The sequence below is a fragment of the Streptomyces sp. NBC_00454 genome, from assembly GCF_041434015.1.
In the GTDB taxonomy this organism is placed as follows: Bacteria; Actinomycetota; Actinomycetes; order Streptomycetales; family Streptomycetaceae; genus Streptomyces.
In genome coordinates, this window is record NZ_CP107907.1 from 4034230 (window position 1) to 4052168 (window position 17939).

Annotated in this window: 23 protein-coding genes; 15 read left to right on the forward strand and 8 right to left on the reverse strand. The window is 72.7% G+C overall.

The window, feature by feature from the left end; translation table 11 throughout:
- Window positions 1-190: 190 nt before the first annotated feature.
- From OHU74_RS18765 to OHU74_RS18780, 4 genes are all read left to right on the forward strand, one after another.
- On the forward strand, window positions 191-409 hold the full coding sequence (locus OHU74_RS18765) for a CbtB-domain containing protein (protein ID WP_330297562.1): 219 nt from the start codon (window positions 191-193) through the stop codon (window positions 407-409).
- A 22-nt stretch (window positions 410-431) separates the two neighbouring features.
- Window positions 432-1181, forward strand: coding sequence for a CbtA family protein (locus OHU74_RS18770; RefSeq protein ID WP_371616973.1), 750 nt, complete (start codon window positions 432-434; stop codon window positions 1179-1181).
- 39 nt (window positions 1182-1220) lie between these two features.
- Window positions 1221-1502, forward strand: coding sequence for a hypothetical protein (locus OHU74_RS18775; RefSeq protein ID WP_371616974.1), 282 nt, complete (start codon window positions 1221-1223; stop codon window positions 1500-1502).
- A 105-nt stretch (window positions 1503-1607) separates the two neighbouring features.
- Window positions 1608-3128 (forward strand): alpha/beta hydrolase, encoded by a 1521-nt coding sequence (locus OHU74_RS18780; protein WP_371616975.1) that lies wholly within the window; start codon window positions 1608-1610, stop codon window positions 3126-3128.
- Window positions 3129-3131: 3 nt separating this feature from the next.
- Here OHU74_RS18780 and OHU74_RS18785 read toward each other — a convergent pair whose 3' ends face one another.
- On the reverse strand, window positions 3132-4715 hold the full coding sequence (locus OHU74_RS18785; RefSeq protein ID WP_371616976.1) for an FAD-dependent oxidoreductase: 1584 nt from the start codon (window positions 4713-4715) through the stop codon (window positions 3132-3134).
- Between the two features lie 48 nt (window positions 4716-4763).
- Here OHU74_RS18785 and OHU74_RS18790 point away from each other — a divergent pair, with 48 nt between their 5' ends.
- Window positions 4764-5441 carry a TetR/AcrR family transcriptional regulator gene (locus OHU74_RS18790; protein ID WP_371616977.1) on the forward strand — a complete coding sequence of 226 codons (678 nt, stop codon included), beginning with the start codon at window positions 4764-4766 and terminating at the stop codon, window positions 5439-5441.
- Here OHU74_RS18790 and OHU74_RS18795 read toward each other — a convergent pair.
- Window positions 5438-6067 (reverse strand): TetR/AcrR family transcriptional regulator, encoded by a 630-nt coding sequence (locus OHU74_RS18795; RefSeq protein ID WP_371616978.1) that lies wholly within the window; start codon window positions 6065-6067, stop codon window positions 5438-5440. The two genes, OHU74_RS18790 and OHU74_RS18795, sit on opposite strands and share 4 nt — an antisense overlap.
- A gap of 133 nt (window positions 6068-6200) precedes the next feature.
- Between OHU74_RS18795 and OHU74_RS18800 the strand changes: the two genes are divergently transcribed.
- On the forward strand, window positions 6201-7154 hold the full coding sequence (locus OHU74_RS18800) for an alpha/beta fold hydrolase (RefSeq protein ID WP_371616979.1): 954 nt from the start codon (window positions 6201-6203) through the stop codon (window positions 7152-7154).
- 17 nt (window positions 7155-7171) lie between these two features.
- On the opposite strand, the gene OHU74_RS18805 is transcribed toward OHU74_RS18800, so the two are convergent.
- The 3 genes from OHU74_RS18805 to sigJ all read right to left on the reverse strand — a co-directional run bounded on the left by OHU74_RS18805 (window position 7172) and on the right by sigJ (window position 9817).
- A complete protein-coding gene (locus OHU74_RS18805; RefSeq protein ID WP_371619729.1) occupies window positions 7172-7780 on the reverse strand; it encodes a response regulator in 609 nt (202 codons plus the stop codon).
- Between the two features lie 67 nt (window positions 7781-7847).
- Entirely contained in the window at window positions 7848-8900 is a 1053-nt protein-coding gene (locus tag OHU74_RS18810) for a sensor histidine kinase (protein ID WP_371616980.1), read from the reverse strand.
- The gene (gene sigJ / locus OHU74_RS18815; protein WP_371619730.1) at window positions 8897-9817 is read right to left on the reverse strand and encodes an RNA polymerase sigma factor SigJ; all 921 of its coding nucleotides are present in this window, start codon (window positions 9815-9817) and stop codon (window positions 8897-8899) included. The genes OHU74_RS18810 and sigJ overlap by 4 nt, the downstream gene beginning before the upstream one ends.
- Before the next feature lie 205 nt (window positions 9818-10022).
- Here sigJ and OHU74_RS18820 point away from each other — a divergent pair, with 205 nt between their 5' ends.
- On the forward strand, window positions 10023-10496 hold the full coding sequence (locus tag OHU74_RS18820; protein ID WP_330297570.1) for a carboxymuconolactone decarboxylase family protein: 474 nt from the start codon (window positions 10023-10025) through the stop codon (window positions 10494-10496).
- On the opposite strand, the gene OHU74_RS18825 is transcribed toward OHU74_RS18820, so the two are convergent.
- Window positions 10447-10896 carry a hypothetical protein gene (locus OHU74_RS18825; RefSeq protein WP_371616981.1) on the reverse strand — a complete coding sequence of 150 codons (450 nt, stop codon included), beginning with the start codon at window positions 10894-10896 and terminating at the stop codon, window positions 10447-10449. The two genes, OHU74_RS18820 and OHU74_RS18825, sit on opposite strands and share 50 nt — an antisense overlap.
- Before the next feature lie 114 nt (window positions 10897-11010).
- On the opposite strand from OHU74_RS18825, the gene OHU74_RS18830 reads away from it, so the two are divergent.
- The 4 genes from OHU74_RS18830 to OHU74_RS18845 all read left to right on the forward strand — a co-directional run bounded on the left by OHU74_RS18830 (window position 11011) and on the right by OHU74_RS18845 (window position 13983).
- A complete protein-coding gene (locus tag OHU74_RS18830; RefSeq protein ID WP_371616982.1) occupies window positions 11011-11769 on the forward strand; it encodes a pyridoxamine 5'-phosphate oxidase family protein in 759 nt (252 codons plus the stop codon).
- Window positions 11770-11785: 16 nt separating this feature from the next.
- The gene (locus OHU74_RS18835; RefSeq protein ID WP_371616983.1) at window positions 11786-12190 is read left to right on the forward strand and encodes a DUF1003 domain-containing protein; all 405 of its coding nucleotides are present in this window, start codon (window positions 11786-11788) and stop codon (window positions 12188-12190) included.
- Between the two features lie 135 nt (window positions 12191-12325).
- Window positions 12326-12526: a hypothetical protein gene (locus tag OHU74_RS18840; RefSeq protein WP_371616984.1), complete on the forward strand. Its 201-nt coding sequence runs from the start codon at window positions 12326-12328 to the stop codon at window positions 12524-12526.
- A gap of 86 nt (window positions 12527-12612) precedes the next feature.
- Entirely contained in the window at window positions 12613-13983 is a 1371-nt protein-coding gene (locus tag OHU74_RS18845; protein WP_371616985.1) for an FAD-binding oxidoreductase, read from the forward strand.
- Between the two features lie 44 nt (window positions 13984-14027).
- On the opposite strand, the gene OHU74_RS18850 is transcribed toward OHU74_RS18845, so the two are convergent.
- Window positions 14028-14441 (reverse strand): arsenate reductase ArsC, encoded by a 414-nt coding sequence (locus OHU74_RS18850; RefSeq protein WP_371616986.1) that lies wholly within the window; start codon window positions 14439-14441, stop codon window positions 14028-14030.
- Between the two features lie 93 nt (window positions 14442-14534).
- Between OHU74_RS18850 and OHU74_RS18855 the strand changes: the two genes are divergently transcribed.
- Both OHU74_RS18855 and OHU74_RS18860 read left to right on the forward strand, forming a co-directional pair.
- Window positions 14535-14846, forward strand: a complete 312-nt coding sequence (locus OHU74_RS18855) for an ArsR/SmtB family transcription factor (protein WP_371616987.1) — start codon at window positions 14535-14537, stop codon at window positions 14844-14846.
- 64 nt (window positions 14847-14910) lie between these two features.
- On the forward strand, window positions 14911-15648 hold the full coding sequence (locus tag OHU74_RS18860; protein ID WP_371616988.1) for an aquaporin: 738 nt from the start codon (window positions 14911-14913) through the stop codon (window positions 15646-15648).
- A 4-nt stretch (window positions 15649-15652) separates the two neighbouring features.
- On the opposite strand, the gene OHU74_RS18865 is transcribed toward OHU74_RS18860, so the two are convergent.
- Window positions 15653-16018 (reverse strand): ArsR/SmtB family transcription factor, encoded by a 366-nt coding sequence (locus OHU74_RS18865; RefSeq protein WP_371616989.1) that lies wholly within the window; start codon window positions 16016-16018, stop codon window positions 15653-15655.
- 28 nt (window positions 16019-16046) lie between these two features.
- Here OHU74_RS18865 and OHU74_RS18870 point away from each other — a divergent pair, with 28 nt between their 5' ends.
- On the forward strand, window positions 16047-17552 hold the full coding sequence (locus OHU74_RS18870) for an NAD(P)-binding domain-containing protein (RefSeq protein WP_371616990.1): 1506 nt from the start codon (window positions 16047-16049) through the stop codon (window positions 17550-17552).
- Window positions 17553-17583: 31 nt separating this feature from the next.
- Window positions 17584-17934 carry an ArsR/SmtB family transcription factor gene (locus OHU74_RS18875; protein WP_371616991.1) on the forward strand — a complete coding sequence of 117 codons (351 nt, stop codon included), beginning with the start codon at window positions 17584-17586 and terminating at the stop codon, window positions 17932-17934.
- Window positions 17935-17939 lie beyond the last annotated feature (5 nt).

Here is a 17939-nt window from a genome sequence, read left to right on the forward strand (position 1 = left end):
ACTCTTCATAAGGCGAGCGTAAGCGCGGTACGGTCACTGACGACAAGACGACGGTATGACGGAAGCACCGGTGAGAATCCGGCACGGTCGCGCCACTGTGAATCCTCCCGGAGGGGGAGGAAAGTCAGACCCGCCACCGTCGTCGCGAGCACCAATGACCGGGACGCGTGTTCCCTTGGAGGTTCCTGCCATGGCCCACTCCGCCGTGCCCACGACTGCCGCACCCGTCGGCATCGCCCCCATCTCCGTCTCCGCCCTGGCCCCCTGGGCCCTGTTCGTCGGCGTCCTCATGCTGGTCCTGCTCTACCTCGTCGGCGCCGAACAGGGCGCCACCGCGGTGTTCCAGGGCGACACCATCCACGAGTGGATGCACGACGGCCGCCACCTGCTCGGCTTCCCCTGCCACTGACCAGCGAGGGGCAAGCACGCTCATGAACAACATCTCTCCCCGCGTGCTCCTGATCAGGGGCATGCTCGCCGGCCTGCTGGCCGGAGTCGCGGCGTTCCTCGTCGCGTACCTCCTCGGTGAATCCAAGGTGGACGCGGCGATCGCCATCGAGGAAGCCGGCGCACACGACCACGGCGACGAGTCCGCCCCGGTCAGCCGTGCCCTCCAGGCCACGGCCGGCCTCGGCACCGGAACCCTGCTCTACGGGGTCGCGCTCGGCGGCATCGCCGCGCTCGTCTTCTGCTACGCGCTGGGCCGCATCGGCCGCTTCGGACCCCGGTCCACGGCGGCGCTGGTCGCGGGCGGCCTGTTCGTCACCGTCAACCTGGTGCCGTTCCTCAAGTACCCCGCCAACCCGCCGGCCGTCGGGGACCCCGACACCGTGGTCCGGCGGACCACCCTGTTCGTCCTGATGATCGCGCTCAGCGTGCTGCTGGCCTCGGTCGCGCTGATCCTGGGCCGGCGCCTCGCGCCGCGCATGGGCAACTGGAACGCCTCGATCGTCGCGGGGCTCGCCTTCGCGGTGGCCATCGGCATCGCGTACGCGACGCTGCCCGGCATCAACGAGGTCCCGGCGGACTTCCCGGCTGCGCTCATCTGGCAGTTCCGGCTCTCCACGCTGGGCATCCAGATCGCGATGTGGACCACTTTCGGCCTGGCTTTCGGATTTCTTGCCGAACGGGCCCTTGTCCCGGCCGTCGCACCCAAGGAGGCTGTACAGCCTGCGAGTTGACGTCTCGCGAGGTTGATCGAAGGGGCCGGTGGCGGCACGATGACGACGGTGATCCGGGAGTTCCGGGACCTGCACGGACTCAGGGAACTCCGGGAGTGGCGCGGCTGGACGGGGGCAGCCCCGTTCTGGCTGAATTCGCTGCTGCTGCCCCTGGCCCCCTTCACCTCGGTCACCCTGTTCGCCCAGGCCGGCATCATCGCCGCCCTGGCCGCCGTCGGCGGGCTGGCCCGCCATCTCTGGTCGGGTGACTACGGCCACCCGGCCATCCACACCGCCGCTGCGCTCATGGGTGCGGCGGCGGTGGCGTTCGTGGTGTCGTGAGCGGGGGCAGGGTCAACACCGGGACCGGGGCCGGGGGTTAGCCCCCCGGGCGGCCTTCCCGGCTGCCGGATGGGAGGGGCGCGAGCGCTCAACCATGCTCGTGCCATGACCAGTTACCGCCGCAAGGCCGCACTCATCGCCCTCTGCGCCACCACCGCCGCCGCGACCCTGGCGGGCGCCACGACCGCCACGGCCACGGCAGCGACACCGTCCGCGGGTCCGGCCGCCGCCCCCCTCGCCTGGGCGGAGTGCACCCACGAGGGCCACCTGCCCGGCCAGCAGTGCGCGAAGCTGTCCGTTCCCCTCGACTACGCCGACCCGCAGGGCCCCCACGTGGACCTCGCCGTGTCCCGGCTGCCCAGCGACCGGCCGGCCGCCCGCCGCGGCACGCTCATGGTGATCCCCGGCGGGCCGGGCGGCTCCGGCGTCCAGCGGCTGTCGCAGAAGGGGGCCGCGCTGGCCCGGGAGATGGCCGGGGCCTACGACCTCGTCGCGCTCGATCCCCGCGGGGTCGGCGGCAGCGTCAGGGCACAGTGCGGACTGGACGAAGCGGACCGGCGCCTGGTGACCCTGCGCTCCTGGGCCGGCCCGGACGGCGGGATCGGCGAGAACGTCGAGCGCTCCCGCCGGGTGGCCGAGGCCTGCGCCGCGAACGGCGGCGCGGAGCTGCGCAGTTTCACCACCGCCAACCAGGTGCGCGACATCGACCGGCTCCGCGAGGCCCTCGGCGAGCGGAAGCTGTCGGCGTGGGGCGTCTCCTACGGGAGCTACGTGGGCGCCGCCTACGCGCAGAAGTTCCCGCAGCGCACCGACCGCCTCGTGCTGGACAGCACCGCAGACCCGGATCCGACGCGGGTCGCACGCGGCTGGCTCGCCAACATGGCCCAGGGCGCCGACGACCGGTTCCCCGACTTCGCGGCCTGGGCCGCGGACCCGGCGCGCCGGGCCGAGGGGCTGCGGCTCGCCGAACACCCGGAAGACGTACGCCCGTTGTTCCTCTCCCTCGCGGCGCAGCTGGACCGCGAGCCCAAGCCCTCGAACGTGCCCGGCGTGCCCCTGACGGGCAACATGCTGCGCCAGGCCCTGCAGAACTCCCTCTACGGTGACGCGCTGTTCCCCGCGGTCGCCCGCCTGATCGGCGAGGCCCGCGATCCGGCCGCCGTGCCGGCCCTGCCCAGGGAGCTCGCCCAGGCCCTGCCCGACCAGGACGCGGCGCTGATGGTCGGGGTCATCTGCAATGACGTGGCCTGGCCGAAGGAGGTCTCCGGCTACGAGCGTGCGGTGGCCGCGGACCGGGCGGCGCACCCCCTGACGGGCGGGATGCCCGCGAACATCACCCCCTGCGCCTTCTGGAAGGACGCCCCGGCCGAACGCCCCGCCCGCATCACCGACGAGGGCCCGTCGAACATCCTGATGGTCCAGAACCTCCGCGACCCGGCCACCCCGTACTCCGGGGCCCTGGAGATGCGCACCGCCCTCGGCTCCCGCGCCCGCCTGCTCACGGTCGACCACGGCGGCCACGGCGTCTACCTCGGCAACGGCAACGCCTGCTCCGACCGCACAGTGACCACGTACCTGACGACGGGCCGGCGCCCGAGCCGGGACACCACCTGCACGGATGGCTGAGGATCAGCCGAACCACCGGGACAGGGCGTCCGCGAGGCCGTCGCCGGTGTCCGTCGTGTCGGCGGCCCAGGCGACGATGCCGTCCGGGCGGACCAGCAGCGCGGCCAGTTCCGGTCGGGCGGGGCAGGAGGCGGTGATCACGCGCAGGTGCCCGTCGTGCCCCTCGGCTTCCGCACGCAGCCCCGTACCGTCGGCGAGATCGAGCAGCAGGCCCCGGCCTTCGTGGAGCAGGTCGGCCAGGCGGGTGCCGTCGGCGAGTTCGAGGTCCGGGGCGCTGCGGCCGGTCAGCGGGTGGGCTCCGGGGAGGCCGAGGTCGTAGCGCTGCGCGACTCCGGCGAGCTGCTTGGCGAAGTACGTGGTGCCGGCGACGGACCCGGTCAGTTCCTCGACGACCCCGCGCAGGGCGCGGGCCTGCGGTTCCGGGCGCATCAGCGCGATCTGCGCCCGGGTCCTCCATTCGAGCACCCGTGCCCCGGCCGGATGCCGTTCGGCGGTGTACGAGTCCAGGAGGGCTTCGGGTGCCCGGCCGCGTACGACCGCGGCGAGCTTCCAGCCGAGGTTCATCGCGTCCCCGATTCCGAGGTTCAGCCCCTGGCCGCCGAAGGGCGAGTGGACGTGTGCGGCGTCGCCCGCCAGGAGGACCCGGCCCGCGCGGTAGTCGGCCGCCTGGCGTGCGTTGTCGGTGAAGCGGGTGGCGGTGCGGACCCCGGTGATCGTGACCTGCGCCCCGGAGACGTGGCGCAGCCCGCCTTGCAACTCCGCCGCGGTGACCGGGGCTTCGCGGTCGGCGGGCGGCCCGTCGAACTCGACGGTGAGGATGCGGCCGGGCATCGGCCCGTGTACGTAGGTCCCGGTGTCCGTGTGGTTCCAGCCGGGCCGCAGGGCTTCGGAGCCGGTCATCTCGACGAGGGCCTGGCGGCCGGTGATCTGGGGGTCCGTGCCGGGGAAGGCGAAGCCGGCGAGCTTGCGGACCGTACTGCGGCCGCCGTCGCAGCCCACCAGCCAGCGTGCGCGTATGCACTGGTCAGGGGCGTCGTCCGCCCGGTCCACCGGCGCTGTCCGGACCTCGATCCCGCCCCCGTCCGGGTCCTCGTCGAACCCGGTCAGCTCCGTGCCGGTCCGCAGTTCGACGCCCAGCTTCCGGGCCCGCTCGGTGAGCAGCCGCTCGATCTCCTGCTGCGGGACCAGGCTGACCCCTCCGGCGGGACCGGCGTTCGCGAAGTCGGGGTCGGCCGCGTCCAGTAGCTCGGGGTTCAGCATGATCCCGCCGAAGTGTCCAATGAACTTCGAGGCCGGGCGCGGGGGTTGGGCGTTCGGCTGGGCGGCCTGGAGTTCGCGTACGAAGGCCTGGGAGCGCTCGATGGACCTCTGCTGCACTTCGGCCAGTTCGGGCAGCATGCCGCGCCGGTAGAAGGCTTCGGCGGTCGCGGTGTTGACCGACCCCGCCTTGATCGTCCGATCCACTTCGGTGCGCCGCTCGACGACCACCACGCTTGCGCCGCCGAGCCGGAGCTCGCAGGCCAGCATGAGTCCGACGGGGCCGCCTCCGGCCACCACCACGTCAAAGTCCGAGTCCATGGGATGCATGGCGCTTACTATAGTCACTAAAATCTTAGAGTCGCTATAGTGTTATCCATGATGATCGAGGAAAACCCGGGGCCGGGCTCCGGAGAGGGCACGGCCGAACCGGCGCCCACCCTGCGCGAGCGCAAGAAGCGCGAGACGCGGCAGCGGATCTCCGACGAGGCGACGATGCTCTTCGTGGCGCGCGGCTTCGACCAGGTGACCGTGGCCGAGATCGCCAAGGCCGCGCAGGTCTCCACGATGACGGTCTTCAACCACTTCCCCCGCAAGGAAGACCTCTATCTGGACCGGATCCCCGAGGTCGTCGAACTCGTCACCGCGGCGGTGCGGGACCGCGCCGCCGACGAGTCCCCGCTGGCCGCGCTGCGCGCCCTGCTGCTCGGACTCCTGGACCAGGGGCACCCGTTGGCGGCGGTGAGTGACGGCTACCCGCACTTCTGGCGCATCGTGCTGGACTCGCCCGCCCTGCGCGCACGGGCGCGCGAAGGCGTCGAGGAGGTGGAACTGGCCCTGGGCGACGCGATGTACGCCTCCGACCCCGCGGGCGATCGCCCCGACCCACGCTTCGCGGCGGCCCTGACCGTCGCCGCGTACCGGGCCGTCTACGTGGCCACGGCCGGCCGCCTGCTCGCGGGCGATCGCGCCGCCGACGTGGCGGACGACCACCGCTCGCGCGTGAACGAGGCCTTTGACGCGCTGGAGCGTGCGCTGTACGGGACGACGGCTTAGGCCGTCTCCGGCCGCGGCGCCGCGGGGAGTCGGAAGATCCGGTCCAGGTGGTGGCGGAGCACGGCGACGGCCGACTCCGGTCCGCGCTGGCCCACCAGGATGCTGGTGCCCATGGTCCCGGCCATGGCGAGCAGGCTGATCGCCTCCGTGCGCGCGTCGGCGCCGGGATCGGCCAGGCCGGCGGACTGGGCGCCTTCGATCAGGCCGGTCAGGGCGTTCTCCGCGGCGTCGGGGTTGTCGATGAAGGGCTGGGCGGCGAGGGCCTCGTCCGTCACGGACAGGATCGAGTACGAGCTGTAGAGCAGGTGGAAGGTGCGGCTCTCCTCGTCGGTCGGCAGGGAGGCCAGCAGCAGTGCTTCGATCGTCGTGCGCGGGCCCGGGGCCGGGCCGACGGCGGCGAGCCGGGCCCCCACTCGGGCCGTGAAGCGCTCGGTCAGGTGCTGGAGCCCGTAGAAGAGCAGCTTCTCCTTGGTCTGGAAGTAGTACTGGACGAGGCGCAGGGAGACTCCCGCCTCGGCCGCCACGTCGCGCATGCCGACCGCGTGCAGTCCGCGCCGTCCGGCGACCCGGATGAGCGCTTCGGCGATCTGTGTGCGCCGTTCTTCGTGGTCCACGCGCTTGGGCATCCGTGGGGTCTCCGGCCGTGGGTGGGGGCGTATGTCTTCGTGTTCTCTTCGTGGGACGTCTTCATGGTACCGCTGTATCAACATCATGGTACGGTCGTATCACGAAGAACGGATCCTCCCGGAGGTGCCTGCCGTGCCCGAGAACACGAACCGCGTACGCCGCGACGTCGGCCGCTACGTCAACGACTCCCTGCGCGACCGCTACTTCGCCGCCGCCGACGTGCTCTACGCGATGGGTGCGCCCATCCGCTCCGAGAGGGACGTCGAGACCAGCTTCGGCACCACGCACGTCTACCGCTACGGGCCCACGGACCCCGCAGCCGAGTCCCGTACGCCGATCGTCCTGATCCACGGCGCGGCCTACTCCTCCGCCATGTGGTTCCCCAACACCTCCGCACTCAGCCTCGACCGCCCGGTCTACGCCCTCGACACCCCCGGCGACGCGGGCCGCAGCATCCACCGCGAGCCCATGTGGCAGCCCGAGCGCGCCGCGCAGTGGATGGACGAGGCCCTCGACGCGCTCGGCCTGGACCGGGTCCACCTCGTCGGCTCCTCCTACGGCGGCTGGCTCGTGCTCAACCAGGCCCACCGGCGCCCGGAGCGGCTCGCCTCGGTCACCGCCCTCGACCCCGGCGGCCTGGAGAAGGTGGGACTGCGCTTCTTCGTCTGGATCTTCATCAGCCTGTTCGCCACCTTCGCCCCCAAGGCCTTGCGCCCGCGCCTCGCCGCCTGGCTGGACCAACCGGTCCTCGCCATCCCCGAGATGCGCGAGTGGATCCAGCTCGGCGCCCGCGCGTACCGGATCCGCCGCCCCGCACCGCTGCCGCTGGCCGAGGATGCGCTGCGATCCATCCGGACCCCGCTCTACGTCATCATGGGCAAGCACAGCCTGCTCGTACACCCCAAGCGGCAGCTGGAACGCGTTCCGCGCCTCGTTCCCGGAGCCCGCGCCGAGATCGTCGCGGCGACCGGGCACGGACCGCAGATCGACCACCCCGACGTGGTCAACGCCCGGATGCTGTCCTTCATGGAGGACGTCGACTCCCTCGACCCGGCCGCGGGGCGCCGGGGCGCCGTGGACGCGTAACTCCCCGTTCCGAGGCCCTACTCCGGGCCCACCACGCCGTGTTCCCAGGCCCAGGCCGCGATGCCCACCCGGTTGCGGGCCCCGAGTTTGGCCTGCACGTTCGCGATGTGGGTCTTCGCGGTCCCCGCGCTGATGAACAGCTCCGCGCCGATCTCCGCGTTCGTGTGCCCCCGCGCCACCAGCCGCACGATCTCGACCTCCCTCCCCGTCAGGACCCGCGAGGCGGTCGTGGGGGCCTTCGCCGACGCCTTCGCGGGGGCCTCCGCCCCGGGGCCCGACAGGCGGCTCAGCAGCCGCACCGTGATCTGGGGGCTGATCAGGGTGTCCCCGGCCATCGCCGCCCGGACCCCTTCGATCAGCAGCGCGGGGCCGGAGCGCTTGAGCAGGAAACCGCAGGCGCCGGCCCGCAGCGCCGTGTGCACGTACTCGTCCAGGTCGAAGGTGGTCACCACCACGACCCGGGTCAGCGGGGACAGCAGCCGGGTCACCTCCAGCCCGTCCAGGCGGGGCATGCGGATGTCGGTGAGCACGAGGTCCGGGCGCAGCTCGCGGGCCAGCGACACCGCGCTCTCGCCGTCGGCGGCCTCGCCCACCACCGTCATGTCCGGCTGAGAGTCGAGGATCATCCGGAACCCGCTGCGGACGTCCTCCTGATCGTCGGCTATCAGGATGCTCGTGGTCACCGGACCATGATCACCCCTGGGTGGTCCCGTCCGCAGGGAAGACCGCAGGGGAGACCGCAGGGAAGACCGCCGAAACCCGCCAGCCGGCAGCCTCGGCCGGGCCCGCCCCCAGCGTGCCCCCGGCGGCCTCCACCCGCTCCCGCAGCCCCGCCAGCCCCGTGCCGCCGCCCGTGCGCCGCCGCCGGGCCGCGTGGAGCCACGGGCCGCGCGGGGGCGCCGAGTTGGTCACGGCGAGCTCGATTCCGGCGGGGATCCGGCGCAGGGTCACCCGTACGGTGTGCGCACCGGGCGCGTGGCGCCGTACGTTCGTCAGTGCCTCCACCGCCACCCGGTACGCGGCGGTGTCCGCCTCCCGGGACAGGCCGGCCGACGCCGCGTCCTCGGCCTCCAGGACCCCGCCCTCGAACCGGCCCACGAGGTCCGCCAGTTCGGTGAGTCCGGGGGCGGGGGTTGCGGGAGAGCCGCCGGCTTCCCGGAGGGCGTGCACCGTGCGGTCCATCGAGGCCAGTGCGCTCAGCCCCGCCGCCTCGATGCGCTCCAGGGCGCGTACGGCCTGACCCGGATCGGTGCCGGCGACGAACCGGGCCGCCTGCGCCTGCACCACGATGGCGCTGACGTCGTGCGCGACGAAGTCGTGGAGGTCCCGGGCCAGTTCCAGCTGCTGGTCGCGCCGCGCGTCCCGTACGGCCCGCCGGGTCCGGGACGCCTGGCGGCGCAAGTGGGCCCCGACGGCGACCGCCCCCAGGGCGGGCAGGGTCCAGAAGGCGGCCGCCCCGCAGGCCTCCAGCCACGAACCCCCCTCGTCCCACACCAGCGGGGCCGGCCACAGCGCCACCGCCGCGACCCCCAGCGAACCCGCGAAGTACCCGGACCGGGCCGGCGACCACCGCGTCACCAGCCCCAGCAGCGGCAGCAGCAGTGCCAGGCCCGCCATGGACCACACGGCGGGCGCCCGGGCGAACGAGCCGGCGAGGGACGCCGCGGCGGCGGCCGCCAGCACCGGGGCGTAGGCGGGGCGGCTCCACAGCGGGCCCTCCACCCCCGGATCCTGAGGGTTCGTCACCGCTGCTTCAGCAGCGCCCAGTCGGACACCGGGCCGAGGTGGCCGAGCTTGTCGGGGTTGGACACGGCGTGGATGTTGCGGATCACGCCGTCGGCGATGTCGAGTTCGAGCACGTTGATCACGCGGCCCTCGGCGTCGTACCAGACGGCCCCCGGACGGCCGTTGATCCAGGCCGGCCGGAAATCCGCGCCGAAGGTGCGGATCCGGCGGATCCCGCCGATGAGCAGCTGTCCCACGGTCTGCGGGTCGACCACCGGATTCCTGGCCGCCCGCGCCTTGCCGCCGCCGTCGCCCTGGAACACCACGTCGGGCGCCAGCATGCCGAGCAGCGCGTCCAGGTCGCCGCCCCCGGCAGCCTCGAAGAACTTCCGGGCCAGCTCCTCGCCCTCCGCCCGCTGGGTCGGGGCCGGTGCGGGGGCCTTGTCCGGGTCCGGGCCCGCCTCGGCGATGTGCTTCCTGGCGCGGGCGAAGATCTGGCGGCAGTTCGCCTCGGACTTGCCCGTGGTGCGCGCCACGTCCGCGTAGTCGTACCCGAACACCTCGCGCAGCATGAACACGGCCCGCTCCATGGGGGAGAGGGCCTCCAGCAGGACGAGGAACGCCATGGACAGCGAGTCGGCCAGCTCGGCGTGCTCGACCGGACCGGGCTGCTCGTTGATCACGACGACCGGCTCGGGCAGCCAGTTCCCCACGTAGGTCTCGCGCCGCACCCGCGCCGAGGTCAGGTGGTTGATGCCCAGCCGCGTCACCGCGGTGGTCAGGTACGCCTTGGGCCTGGCGATCTCGGTACCGGCCTGGTGCGCCCGGGTCAGGCCGAGGAAGGCGTCCTGCACGATGTCCTCGGCGTCGCCCACCGATCCGGTCATCCCGTAGGCGATGGAGAACATCAGCGGCCGGTACGCGGCCTCTTCCACCATGCTCGCCGATCCCGACACGGAACCTCCCCCAACTCGCTGACGGCGGAGCCCGGTCGGTCCAGTTCCCCCCGGCCCGATCCAAGATCCACAGAACGCCCAGCAGGGTATCCGAGCAGGGAGACGCACGTCACAGCCGCCCCTGTCACAGCCCGCCGGGGTGCCTTGTCTTAGAGGGCAACAGCGAAAGACAACCGAGGAGTACCCGATGAACGCTCGTCTGAACTTCATGGCCAGCCCGGTCGCTCTCAAGGCCATGAAGCACATCGTCGCGGCGACCCAGGCGCTCGCCGGCTCTTCCGTGCCGGCCTCGACCCGGGAACTGGTGATGCTCCGCGCCAGCCAGATCAACGGTTGCTCGGGCTGTATCGACATGCACACCAAGGAGGCCGCGGCCGCCGGGGAGAGCGACGTACGCCTCCACCTGGTCGTGGCCTGGCGGGACGCCACGGTGTTCACCGACGCCGAGCGCGCCGCCCTGGAGCTGGCCGAAGAGGGCACCCGCATCGCCGACGCGGCCGGCGGCGTCCCGGACGCGGTCTGGGCGAACGCCGCCAAGTACTACGACGACGACCAGCTCGCCGAGCTGGTGACCCAGATCGCCATCATCAACGCCTTCAACCGCGCGAACGTCATGACCCAGCAGCCGGCCGGCGACTACAAGCCCGGCCAGCACGGCTGACCGCCGCGCCGCCGGCGTTGGTCGTGCCGATGGTGCCCGGGTTCGACCCCAGGGACCAGGCCATTCCGCCGAGGAGCGCCCACACCGCGAGCAGGGCGAGGAACAGGGGGAGGTGTCCGCCGGTGAGGTAGCTCAGGAAGGTCGTGACCCCGAGGGTCAGGGCGGAGACCACCGGGAGCACCGGGTCGGGCCGCCAGCTGCGCTGGAAGGTCGCGATCCCGCCCAGCAGGGCCCCGTAGGCGGCGCTCGCGGCGGCGGCACCGCCGAACAGCCCCAGCGCCACGCACCCCGCCGCCGCGAGGCCGGCCGTGGCGCGCAGGGTGACCAGGGGTTCGAGCCTGCCGCGCTCGACACGCAGACCGGAGAGGGCCGATTCCTTCAACGTCCTGATCCAGCTCACACGGGAGGATAACGCCCTAATCGGCATAAATCCCTCCCGCGTGCCGAGCGGGTCCACCGGTCCGCCGCGCGCTCTACTGGCCCGAACCGTCGTATCCCCTCGCGTGGAGGCCGTATGAGCAACGCCCCGGACAGTCCGCCCGCCGCCCCCACGGGGTCGTACGCGCCCACCGGGCGGACGGTGCCCGGCCGGATGCGGCAGTGGGCCTCGTACGACCGGAACCTGGTGCACTCGATCCTCGACGAGGCCTTCGTCTGCCACCTCGGCTTCGTCCGCGAGGGCCGGCCCGTGGTCCTGCCCACCCTCTACGCCCGGATCGGCGAACACCTCTACCTGCACGGGTCGGTCGACTCCCGGCCCGTGCGCCTGGCCGGGGGCGACGGGGCGGAGACCGGGGAGGAGGGCGACGGAGCGGAGGCCGTCGCGGCCGGGCTCGACGTGTGCGTCACCGTCACCCACCTGGACGGGCTGATCCTGGGCCGCTCCGCCTTCCGGCACTCCGTCAACTACCGCTCCGTCGTGGCCCACGGCGTCGCGCACCGGGTCACCGACCCGCAGGAGACGGGCCGCGCGCTGCGGGCGATCGTCGAGCACGTCGTACCCGGCCGGTCCGCCGACACCCGCCCGCCCAGCGCGCAGGAGCTCGCCGACGTCGCGGTGCTCCGCCTCGACCTGAACGAGGTCTCCGCGAAGACCCGTACCGGCGGCCCCAACGACGAGCCCCGGGACGACGGTCTGCCCCACTGGTCGGGGCGGATCCCCCTGACCCGGGCCTACGGGGCTCCGGTCCCGGCCGCCGACATCACCCCCGGCGTGGCCCTGCCCGACTACCTCCGCCGACTCGTCGGGCCCACGCCACCGGACACCGACTGAACAGCAGGGAGTCCCGATGAGCAGTCCCAGGGGAGCCAAGCGGCACCACCCGGTCGTGGAAGCGCACCAGCTGCGCCGCGCTTCCGACCTCCAACTGCGACTCGCGGACGGCATCACGCAGTTCGCGGGTTCGATGATGTTCGTCTACCTCCACGCGGTCTGGTTCGCCGTGTGGATGCTCTTCGTCGAGAAGTCCCCGTGGCCGACGCTGACCCTCGTCGTATCGCTCGAGGCCATCTTCCTGTCGACGTTCGTCATGATCGGCCAGAACCGGGCCGCCGCGTTCCAACAGGCCAAGGCCGACCACGACTTCATCGAATCCGAACTCGAGCTGAAGACCAACACCGAGCTGACCCGGGCCATCCACGCCATGACCACGGAGCTCCACAGCCGCCTGACCCCCGAGAAGAGCGACCAGTGACGGTGGACCACGGCCAGCCGGACCCCTCCACCCTCCTCACGCTCGTCCACCTCGCGGTGGCCTTCGCCCTCACCTACCTCCTCGGCTTCGAGCGCACCCTGAGGGGGGCCGCCGCCGGCAACCGGGACCTTCTCGATGATCGGAGTCGGCGCCGCCCTGGTGGCCGTCCTCGCCCAGGACAGCGCGCCCAACGCCCTCGCCGGAGTCATCACCGGCGTCGGATTCATCGGAGGCGGCCTGGTCTTCCGCCAGAGCCGCACCCAGGGCGACCTCGTCCACGGGGTGACCACCGCGGGGGCCCCCGGGTTCTCGGCGTTCTCGGCGTTCTCGGGTTGAGGACCCGCACCATCGGCGTAGCGTGAAAAGGGACCGGGCTCAGTAGCAGGGCGCGTGGCGCAGTAGTGGCGCGAGGAGCGATCGCTATGGGCAAGCTCTCGATCGAGCAGTTGCGTGAACGTGTCCGCGGGGTGGTCGTCACCCCTGACGACGATGCCTACGACGAGGCCCGCAAGGTCTACAACGCCATGATCGACAGGCGGCCGGCCGCCGTCGTCCGCTGCGCCAACGCGGGCGACGTCATGGCCGCGGTCGACTTCGCGCGGGAGAACGGGCTCGACCTGGCGGTACGCGGCGGCGGGCACAGCGTGCCCGGCTTCGGCACCTGCGACGCCGGGGTCGTGGCCGATCTGTCCGCGATGCGCGGCGTGCGCGTCGATCCCGGGCGGCGGACGGCGCGTGCCGAAGGCGGCGCGACCTGGGGTGACTTCAACGCGGCCACGTACGCCTTCGGCCTGGCGACGACCGGAGGGATCATCTCGACCACGGGCGTCGGCGGGCTCACCCTCGGCGGCGGCATCGGCTACCTCTCCCGCGGACTGGGGCTGAGCTGCGACAACCTGATCTCGGCCGACGTGGTGACCGCCGACGGCCGTCTCCTCGTCGCGAGCGAGGAGGAGAACGACGATCTCTTCTGGGCCCTGCGCGGCGGCGGCGGGAACTTCGGCGCGGTGACCTCCTTCGAGTTCCGGCTCAGCCCCGTCAAGGACATCTACGGCGGGCCGATGCTCTTCGAGCTGGACGACGCCGCCACCGTGCTGCGCTCCTTCGCCGAGTACATCGCCGACGCACCGGAGGAACTCGGCGCCTTCCCGGCCTTCCAGCTGGCCCCGCCGCTCCCGTTCATCCCGGAGGACCGGCACGGCGACCCCTTCGCCCTGATCGTGTCGTGCTGGGCGGGTCCGCTGGACGAGGGGGAGCGCGCCCTCCAGGCCTTCCACGATTTCGCGCCGGTGGTCGCCGAGCACGTCGGGCCCATGCCGTATCCCGCGCTCAACAGCGCCTTCGACGCGCTCGTACCGCCCGGCCTCCAGCACTACTGGAAGGCCAACTTCGTCACCGATCTCAGCGACGCCGCGATCGCGGCGCACCTGGAGCACGGGCCACGGCTGCCGGCCGTGAACTCGACGTGCCACATCTACCCCATCAACGGGGCCTGCCACCGCGTCGCGCCGGAGGCGACGGCCTTCGCCTACCGCGACGCCTCGTTCGCCACCGTCATCGCCGGCATGTGGCCGGACCCCGCCGACAACGAGGCCAACACGGCGTGGGTGCGCAACTACTACGAGGCCACCGCCCCGCACTCGGAGGAGGGCGGGTACGTCAACTTCATGGCCGACGACGACCAGGACCGGATCAGGGCCAACTACAAGGGCAACTACGACCGCCTCGTCGACGTCAAGCGGAAGTACGACGCGGGGAACCTCTTCCACCTCAACCAGAACATCAAGCCCTAGCGTTTCGGGGCTTCAGGGCTTCAGGGCTTCAGGGCTTCAGGGCTTCAGGGCGCCGGGGCGGGCGCGATCTCCGCGATCAGCCCCTCGACGAGCTTCTTGATCTCGTCGCGGATCGGCCGGACGGACTCCACGCCCTGGCCGGCCGGGTCCTCGAGCTTCCAGTCGAGGTAGCGCTTGCCGGGGAAGACGGGGCAGCTGTCGCCGCAGCCCATGGTGATGCACACGTCGGACGCCTGCACGGCCTCGGTGGTGAGGAGCTTGGGGGTCTCGGCGGACATGTCGATGCCGACCTCGCGCATGGCCTCCACCGCGGCCGGGTTCACCGAGCCGGCCGGGGCGGAGCCGGCGGAGCGGACCTCGACGCGGTCCCCGGCGAGGTGGGTCAGCCAGGCGGCGGCCATCTGCGAGCGGCCGGCGTTGTGGACGCAGACGAACAGGACGGACGGCTTGTCGGGCACGGCGGGTCTCTTCTCGCGGCAGGGGGAGGAGTGGCGTCAGTGGGGCTCTGGCGGCTCTGGTATCAGTCTCCGCCGATGTGAAAGTATCAGCCCATGATGACGTCAGTCGACACTGATCTGATCCGCGTGCTCTCGGACCCGCTCAGGCTCCAGATCGTGAACCTGCTCGCCCACGAGACGCTGTGCACCACCCATCTCGTGGCCGAGACGGGGGCGCGGCAGACCAACCTCTCCAATCACCTCAAGGTGCTGCGGGAGGCCGGGATCGTGGACACGGAGCCGTGCGGCCGGTTCACGTACTACCGCCTGCGCCCGGAGGTCATCGCCTCGCTCGCCGGCGGGTTCGCCGAGCTGGCCGAGGCCGCCCGCGACACCGCCGAGACGGGTCGCAGGCGTTCCTGCTGACCGGCCTCTGCCGCCATCCCCCTCCCGCTCCCCCCTTCTCCTTCCCTGCCCAGGAGTTCTTCCCGTGACCACGACCGAGCCCGCGGCTCCGCCGATATCCCTCACCTCCCGTCCGCCCCTGGTGGCCCGTGCGGCGGCCGAGCTGGTGGGGACCGCCGCCCTGGTGGCCGTCGTGGTCGGCTCCGGCATCCAGGCCGTCGCACTCACCCAGGACGTGGCGCTGCAGCTGCTGGCGAACTCCACCGCCACCGTCTTCGGCCTCGGAGTGCTGATCGCCCTCCTCGGACCCGTCTCGGGAGCCCACTTCAACCCCGTGGTGACGGCGGCCGAGTGGTGGACCGCCCGCAGGGGCGGGTCCGGGCTCACGGGGCGCGAGGTGGCGGCCTACGTGTCCGCGCAGATCGCCGGTGCCATCGGGGGCTCGGTGCTGGCCGACGCGATGTTCGGCGAAGCGCTGGTGAAGTGGTCCACGCACGACCGCTCGGCGGGGAACCTGCTGCTGGGCGAGGTGGTCGCGACCGCCGGGCTGATCCTGCTGATCTTCGGTCTGGCCCGTACCGACCGGCTCCGGTTCGCGCCCGTGGCGGTGGCCTCGTACATCGGCTCCGCCTACTGGTTCACCTCGTCCACCTCGTTCGCCAACCCGGCGGTGACGATCGGCCGCGCCTTCACCGACACCTTCGCCGGCATCGCACCCGCCTCGGTGCCGGGCTTCGTCGCCATGCAGGTGCTCGGCGCCGTCCTGGGCCTGGCGCTGGTGGCGGTCGTCTTCATGCGCGCGAAGGCGCCCGTAGCGGCGTGAGCCCTCAGGCCTGGCCGGCCCGGGTCAGCAGGGCGCCCATGGCGGCGAGCACGGCGGGCTCCACCCGGTAGTACACCCAGGTGCCGCGCCGCTCGGAGGAGAGCAGGCCGGCGTCCTTCAGCTTCTTCAGGTGGTGGGAGACCGTCGGCTGGGAGACGCCCACGTCGGAGATGTCGCACACGCAGGCCTCCCCGCCCGCGTGCGAGGCCACCAGGGAGAAGAGCCGCAGGCGGACCGGGTCGCCCAGCGCCTTGAACATGACGGCGGTCCGCTCGGCCTCCTCGGCCGTCAGCGGGCGCTCCGACAGCGGCGGGCAGCACGGCGCGGCCGTCTCCGGCTCCAGCAGGGGCAACGCCTTCGTGGTCGACATGGCTCCATCATCCCCATGAATTCGACAGATGTCTATGTTGACGAACATCGATACAGGGTGTCAGTCTGGAGGCGTCGGGACATCGACAAATGTCGAATCAATAGGGGAGTCCGTCGTGAACGCATCCACAGGAGCCGAAACCCTGCCCGTCGTCGTCATCGGTGCCGGCCCGGTCGGCCTCGCGGCGGCCGCCCAGCTCGTCGACCGGGGCATCGAGCCCCTCGTCCTGGAGGCCGGACCCGCTGCCGCGTCGGCGGTGCGCGCTTGGTCGCACGTACGCCTCTTCTCCACCTGGTCCGAGGTCGTCGACCCCGCCGCCGAGAAGCTCCTCGCTCCGACCGGGTGGGTCCGTCCCGACGGTGCCACGTACCCCACCGGCGGCGACTGGGCGGGCCGCTACCTCCAGCCGCTCGCCGACGCCCTCGGCGACCGCGTCCGCTACGGCGCCCGGGTCACCGGCGTCTCCCGGGCCGGCCGCGACCGGGTCGTCGACGCCGACCGCGAGGCCCAGCCCTTCACCGTCCACATCCTGTGTACGGACGGCGGTGCGGACGGACGTACGGACGGACCCGCGGCCGGCCGCGAGGAGCGGATCCTCGCCCGCGCCGTGATCGACGCCTCCGGCACCTGGAGCACGCCGAACCCCCTCGGCGGCGACGGCCTCCCCGCCCTGGGCGAGCGCGCCGCCGCCGACCGGATCTCCTACCGCGTCCCCGACCTCGCCGACCCGGCCGTACGGGCTCGGTACGCGGGCAAGCGCACCGCCGTCGTAGGCACCGGCGCCTCCGCCTTCACGGCCCTGGCCCTCCTGGCCGACCTCGCCGAGGACGCACCCGGCACCCACGCCGCCTGGATCCTGCGGCGCGGGATCGGCGGCGACACCTTCGGCGGCGGCACCGCCGACCAGCTCCCCGCCCGCGGCGCCCTGGGCCTGCGCGCCAAGGCGGCCGTCGAGGCCGGTCATGCCACCGCCGCCACCGGTTTCCGCACCACCGCCGTCGAGCGCGAGGACGACCGCCTGGTCCTCGTCGCCGAGGACGGCCGCCGCCTCTACCCGGTCGACGAGGTCATCGTCCTCACCGGCTTCCGCCCGGACCTCTCCTTCGTCTCCGAGCTGCGCCTCGCGCTCGACGAGCGCCTGCAGGCCCCGGTCGGCCTCGCCCCGCTGATCGACCCGAACGTCCACTCCTGCGGGACGGTCTACCCGCACGGCGTGAACGAGCTCTCCCACCCGGAAGCGGACGCCTATCTCGTCGGCATGAAGTCCTACGGCCGCGCCCCGACCTTCCTCGCCCTCACCGGCTACGAGCAGGTCCGCTCCATCGCCGCCGCCCTGGCCGGCGACCGCGAAGCCGCCGAGCGCGTCGAACTCGTCCTCCCGGAAACCGGGGTCTGCGGCGGCGCCGGCCTCTTCGACCAGCCCGGAGCCGCCGAGGGCGAGGACGAGGGCGAGGGCGGTGGCTGCTGCGCCGCGCCCGCCCCGGCCGTGCTGCGGATCGGCGTCGGCGCTCCCGCCTCCGCGGGCGGCTGCTGAGCGTCCGGGCCCGCCGCCCTACGATGTGCGGATGAGCGCGAGCGCGGATCCGGCAGGTGCGCACCCTTCGCAGGAGCAGGGTGAGCGGCTGGTGGCTGCCGTGTCGGTCCTGGCGCTCCTCGCCGATGCCACCCGGCTGGCGCTGCTGGACGAGCTCGGCCGGGGAGAGGCGGACGTCACCACGCTCACCCGGGCGTGCGGGGCCGCCCGCCCGTCGGTCAGCCAGCACCTGGCCAAGCTGCGCCTGGCCGGTCTGGTCACCACGCGCAAGGACGGCCGCCGCGTGGTCTACGCCCTGCGGCACGGGCACCTGCGCCGGCTGGTGGACGAGGCCCTGAACGTCGCGGACCACCAGCTCGGCTCCCTTCCGCCCCACGACTGACCCCA

What these genes read in the sequence shown, in the direction of transcription:
- OHU74_RS18765 (WP_330297562.1), top strand. Translation starts at nt 191, where the DNA reads ATGGCCCACTCCGCCGTGCCCACGACTGCCGCACCCGTCGGCATCGCC.
- OHU74_RS18770 (WP_371616973.1), top strand. Translation starts at nt 432, where the DNA reads ATGAACAACATCTCTCCCCGCGTGCTCCTGATCAGGGGCATGCTCGCC.
- OHU74_RS18775 (WP_371616974.1), top strand. Translation starts at nt 1,221, where the DNA reads ATGACGACGGTGATCCGGGAGTTCCGGGACCTGCACGGACTCAGGGAA.
- OHU74_RS18780 (WP_371616975.1), top strand. Translation starts at nt 1,608, where the DNA reads ATGACCAGTTACCGCCGCAAGGCCGCACTCATCGCCCTCTGCGCCACC.
- OHU74_RS18785 (WP_371616976.1), bottom strand. Translation starts at nt 4,715, where the DNA reads ATGCATCCCATGGACTCGGACTTTGACGTGGTGGTGGCCGGAGGCGGC.
- OHU74_RS18790 (WP_371616977.1), top strand. Translation starts at nt 4,764, where the DNA reads ATGATGATCGAGGAAAACCCGGGGCCGGGCTCCGGAGAGGGCACGGCC.
- OHU74_RS18795 (WP_371616978.1), bottom strand. Translation starts at nt 6,067, where the DNA reads ATGCCCAAGCGCGTGGACCACGAAGAACGGCGCACACAGATCGCCGAA.
- OHU74_RS18805 (WP_371619729.1), bottom strand. Translation starts at nt 7,780, where the DNA reads ATGATCCTCGACTCTCAGCCGGACATGACGGTGGTGGGCGAGGCCGCC.
- sigJ (WP_371619730.1), bottom strand. Translation starts at nt 9,817, where the DNA reads ATGGTGGAAGAGGCCGCGTACCGGCCGCTGATGTTCTCCATCGCCTAC.
- OHU74_RS18820 (WP_330297570.1), top strand. Translation starts at nt 10,023, where the DNA reads ATGAACGCTCGTCTGAACTTCATGGCCAGCCCGGTCGCTCTCAAGGCC.
- OHU74_RS18830 (WP_371616982.1), top strand. Translation starts at nt 11,011, where the DNA reads ATGAGCAACGCCCCGGACAGTCCGCCCGCCGCCCCCACGGGGTCGTAC.
- OHU74_RS18835 (WP_371616983.1), top strand. Translation starts at nt 11,786, where the DNA reads ATGAGCAGTCCCAGGGGAGCCAAGCGGCACCACCCGGTCGTGGAAGCG.
- OHU74_RS18840 (WP_371616984.1), top strand. Translation starts at nt 12,326, where the DNA reads ATGATCGGAGTCGGCGCCGCCCTGGTGGCCGTCCTCGCCCAGGACAGC.
- OHU74_RS18845 (WP_371616985.1), top strand. Translation starts at nt 12,613, where the DNA reads ATGGGCAAGCTCTCGATCGAGCAGTTGCGTGAACGTGTCCGCGGGGTG.
- OHU74_RS18855 (WP_371616987.1), top strand. Translation starts at nt 14,535, where the DNA reads ATGATGACGTCAGTCGACACTGATCTGATCCGCGTGCTCTCGGACCCG.
- OHU74_RS18865 (WP_371616989.1), bottom strand. Translation starts at nt 16,018, where the DNA reads ATGTCGACCACGAAGGCGTTGCCCCTGCTGGAGCCGGAGACGGCCGCG.
- OHU74_RS18870 (WP_371616990.1), top strand. Translation starts at nt 16,047, where the DNA reads ATGTCTATGTTGACGAACATCGATACAGGGTGTCAGTCTGGAGGCGTC.
- OHU74_RS18875 (WP_371616991.1), top strand. Translation starts at nt 17,584, where the DNA reads ATGAGCGCGAGCGCGGATCCGGCAGGTGCGCACCCTTCGCAGGAGCAG.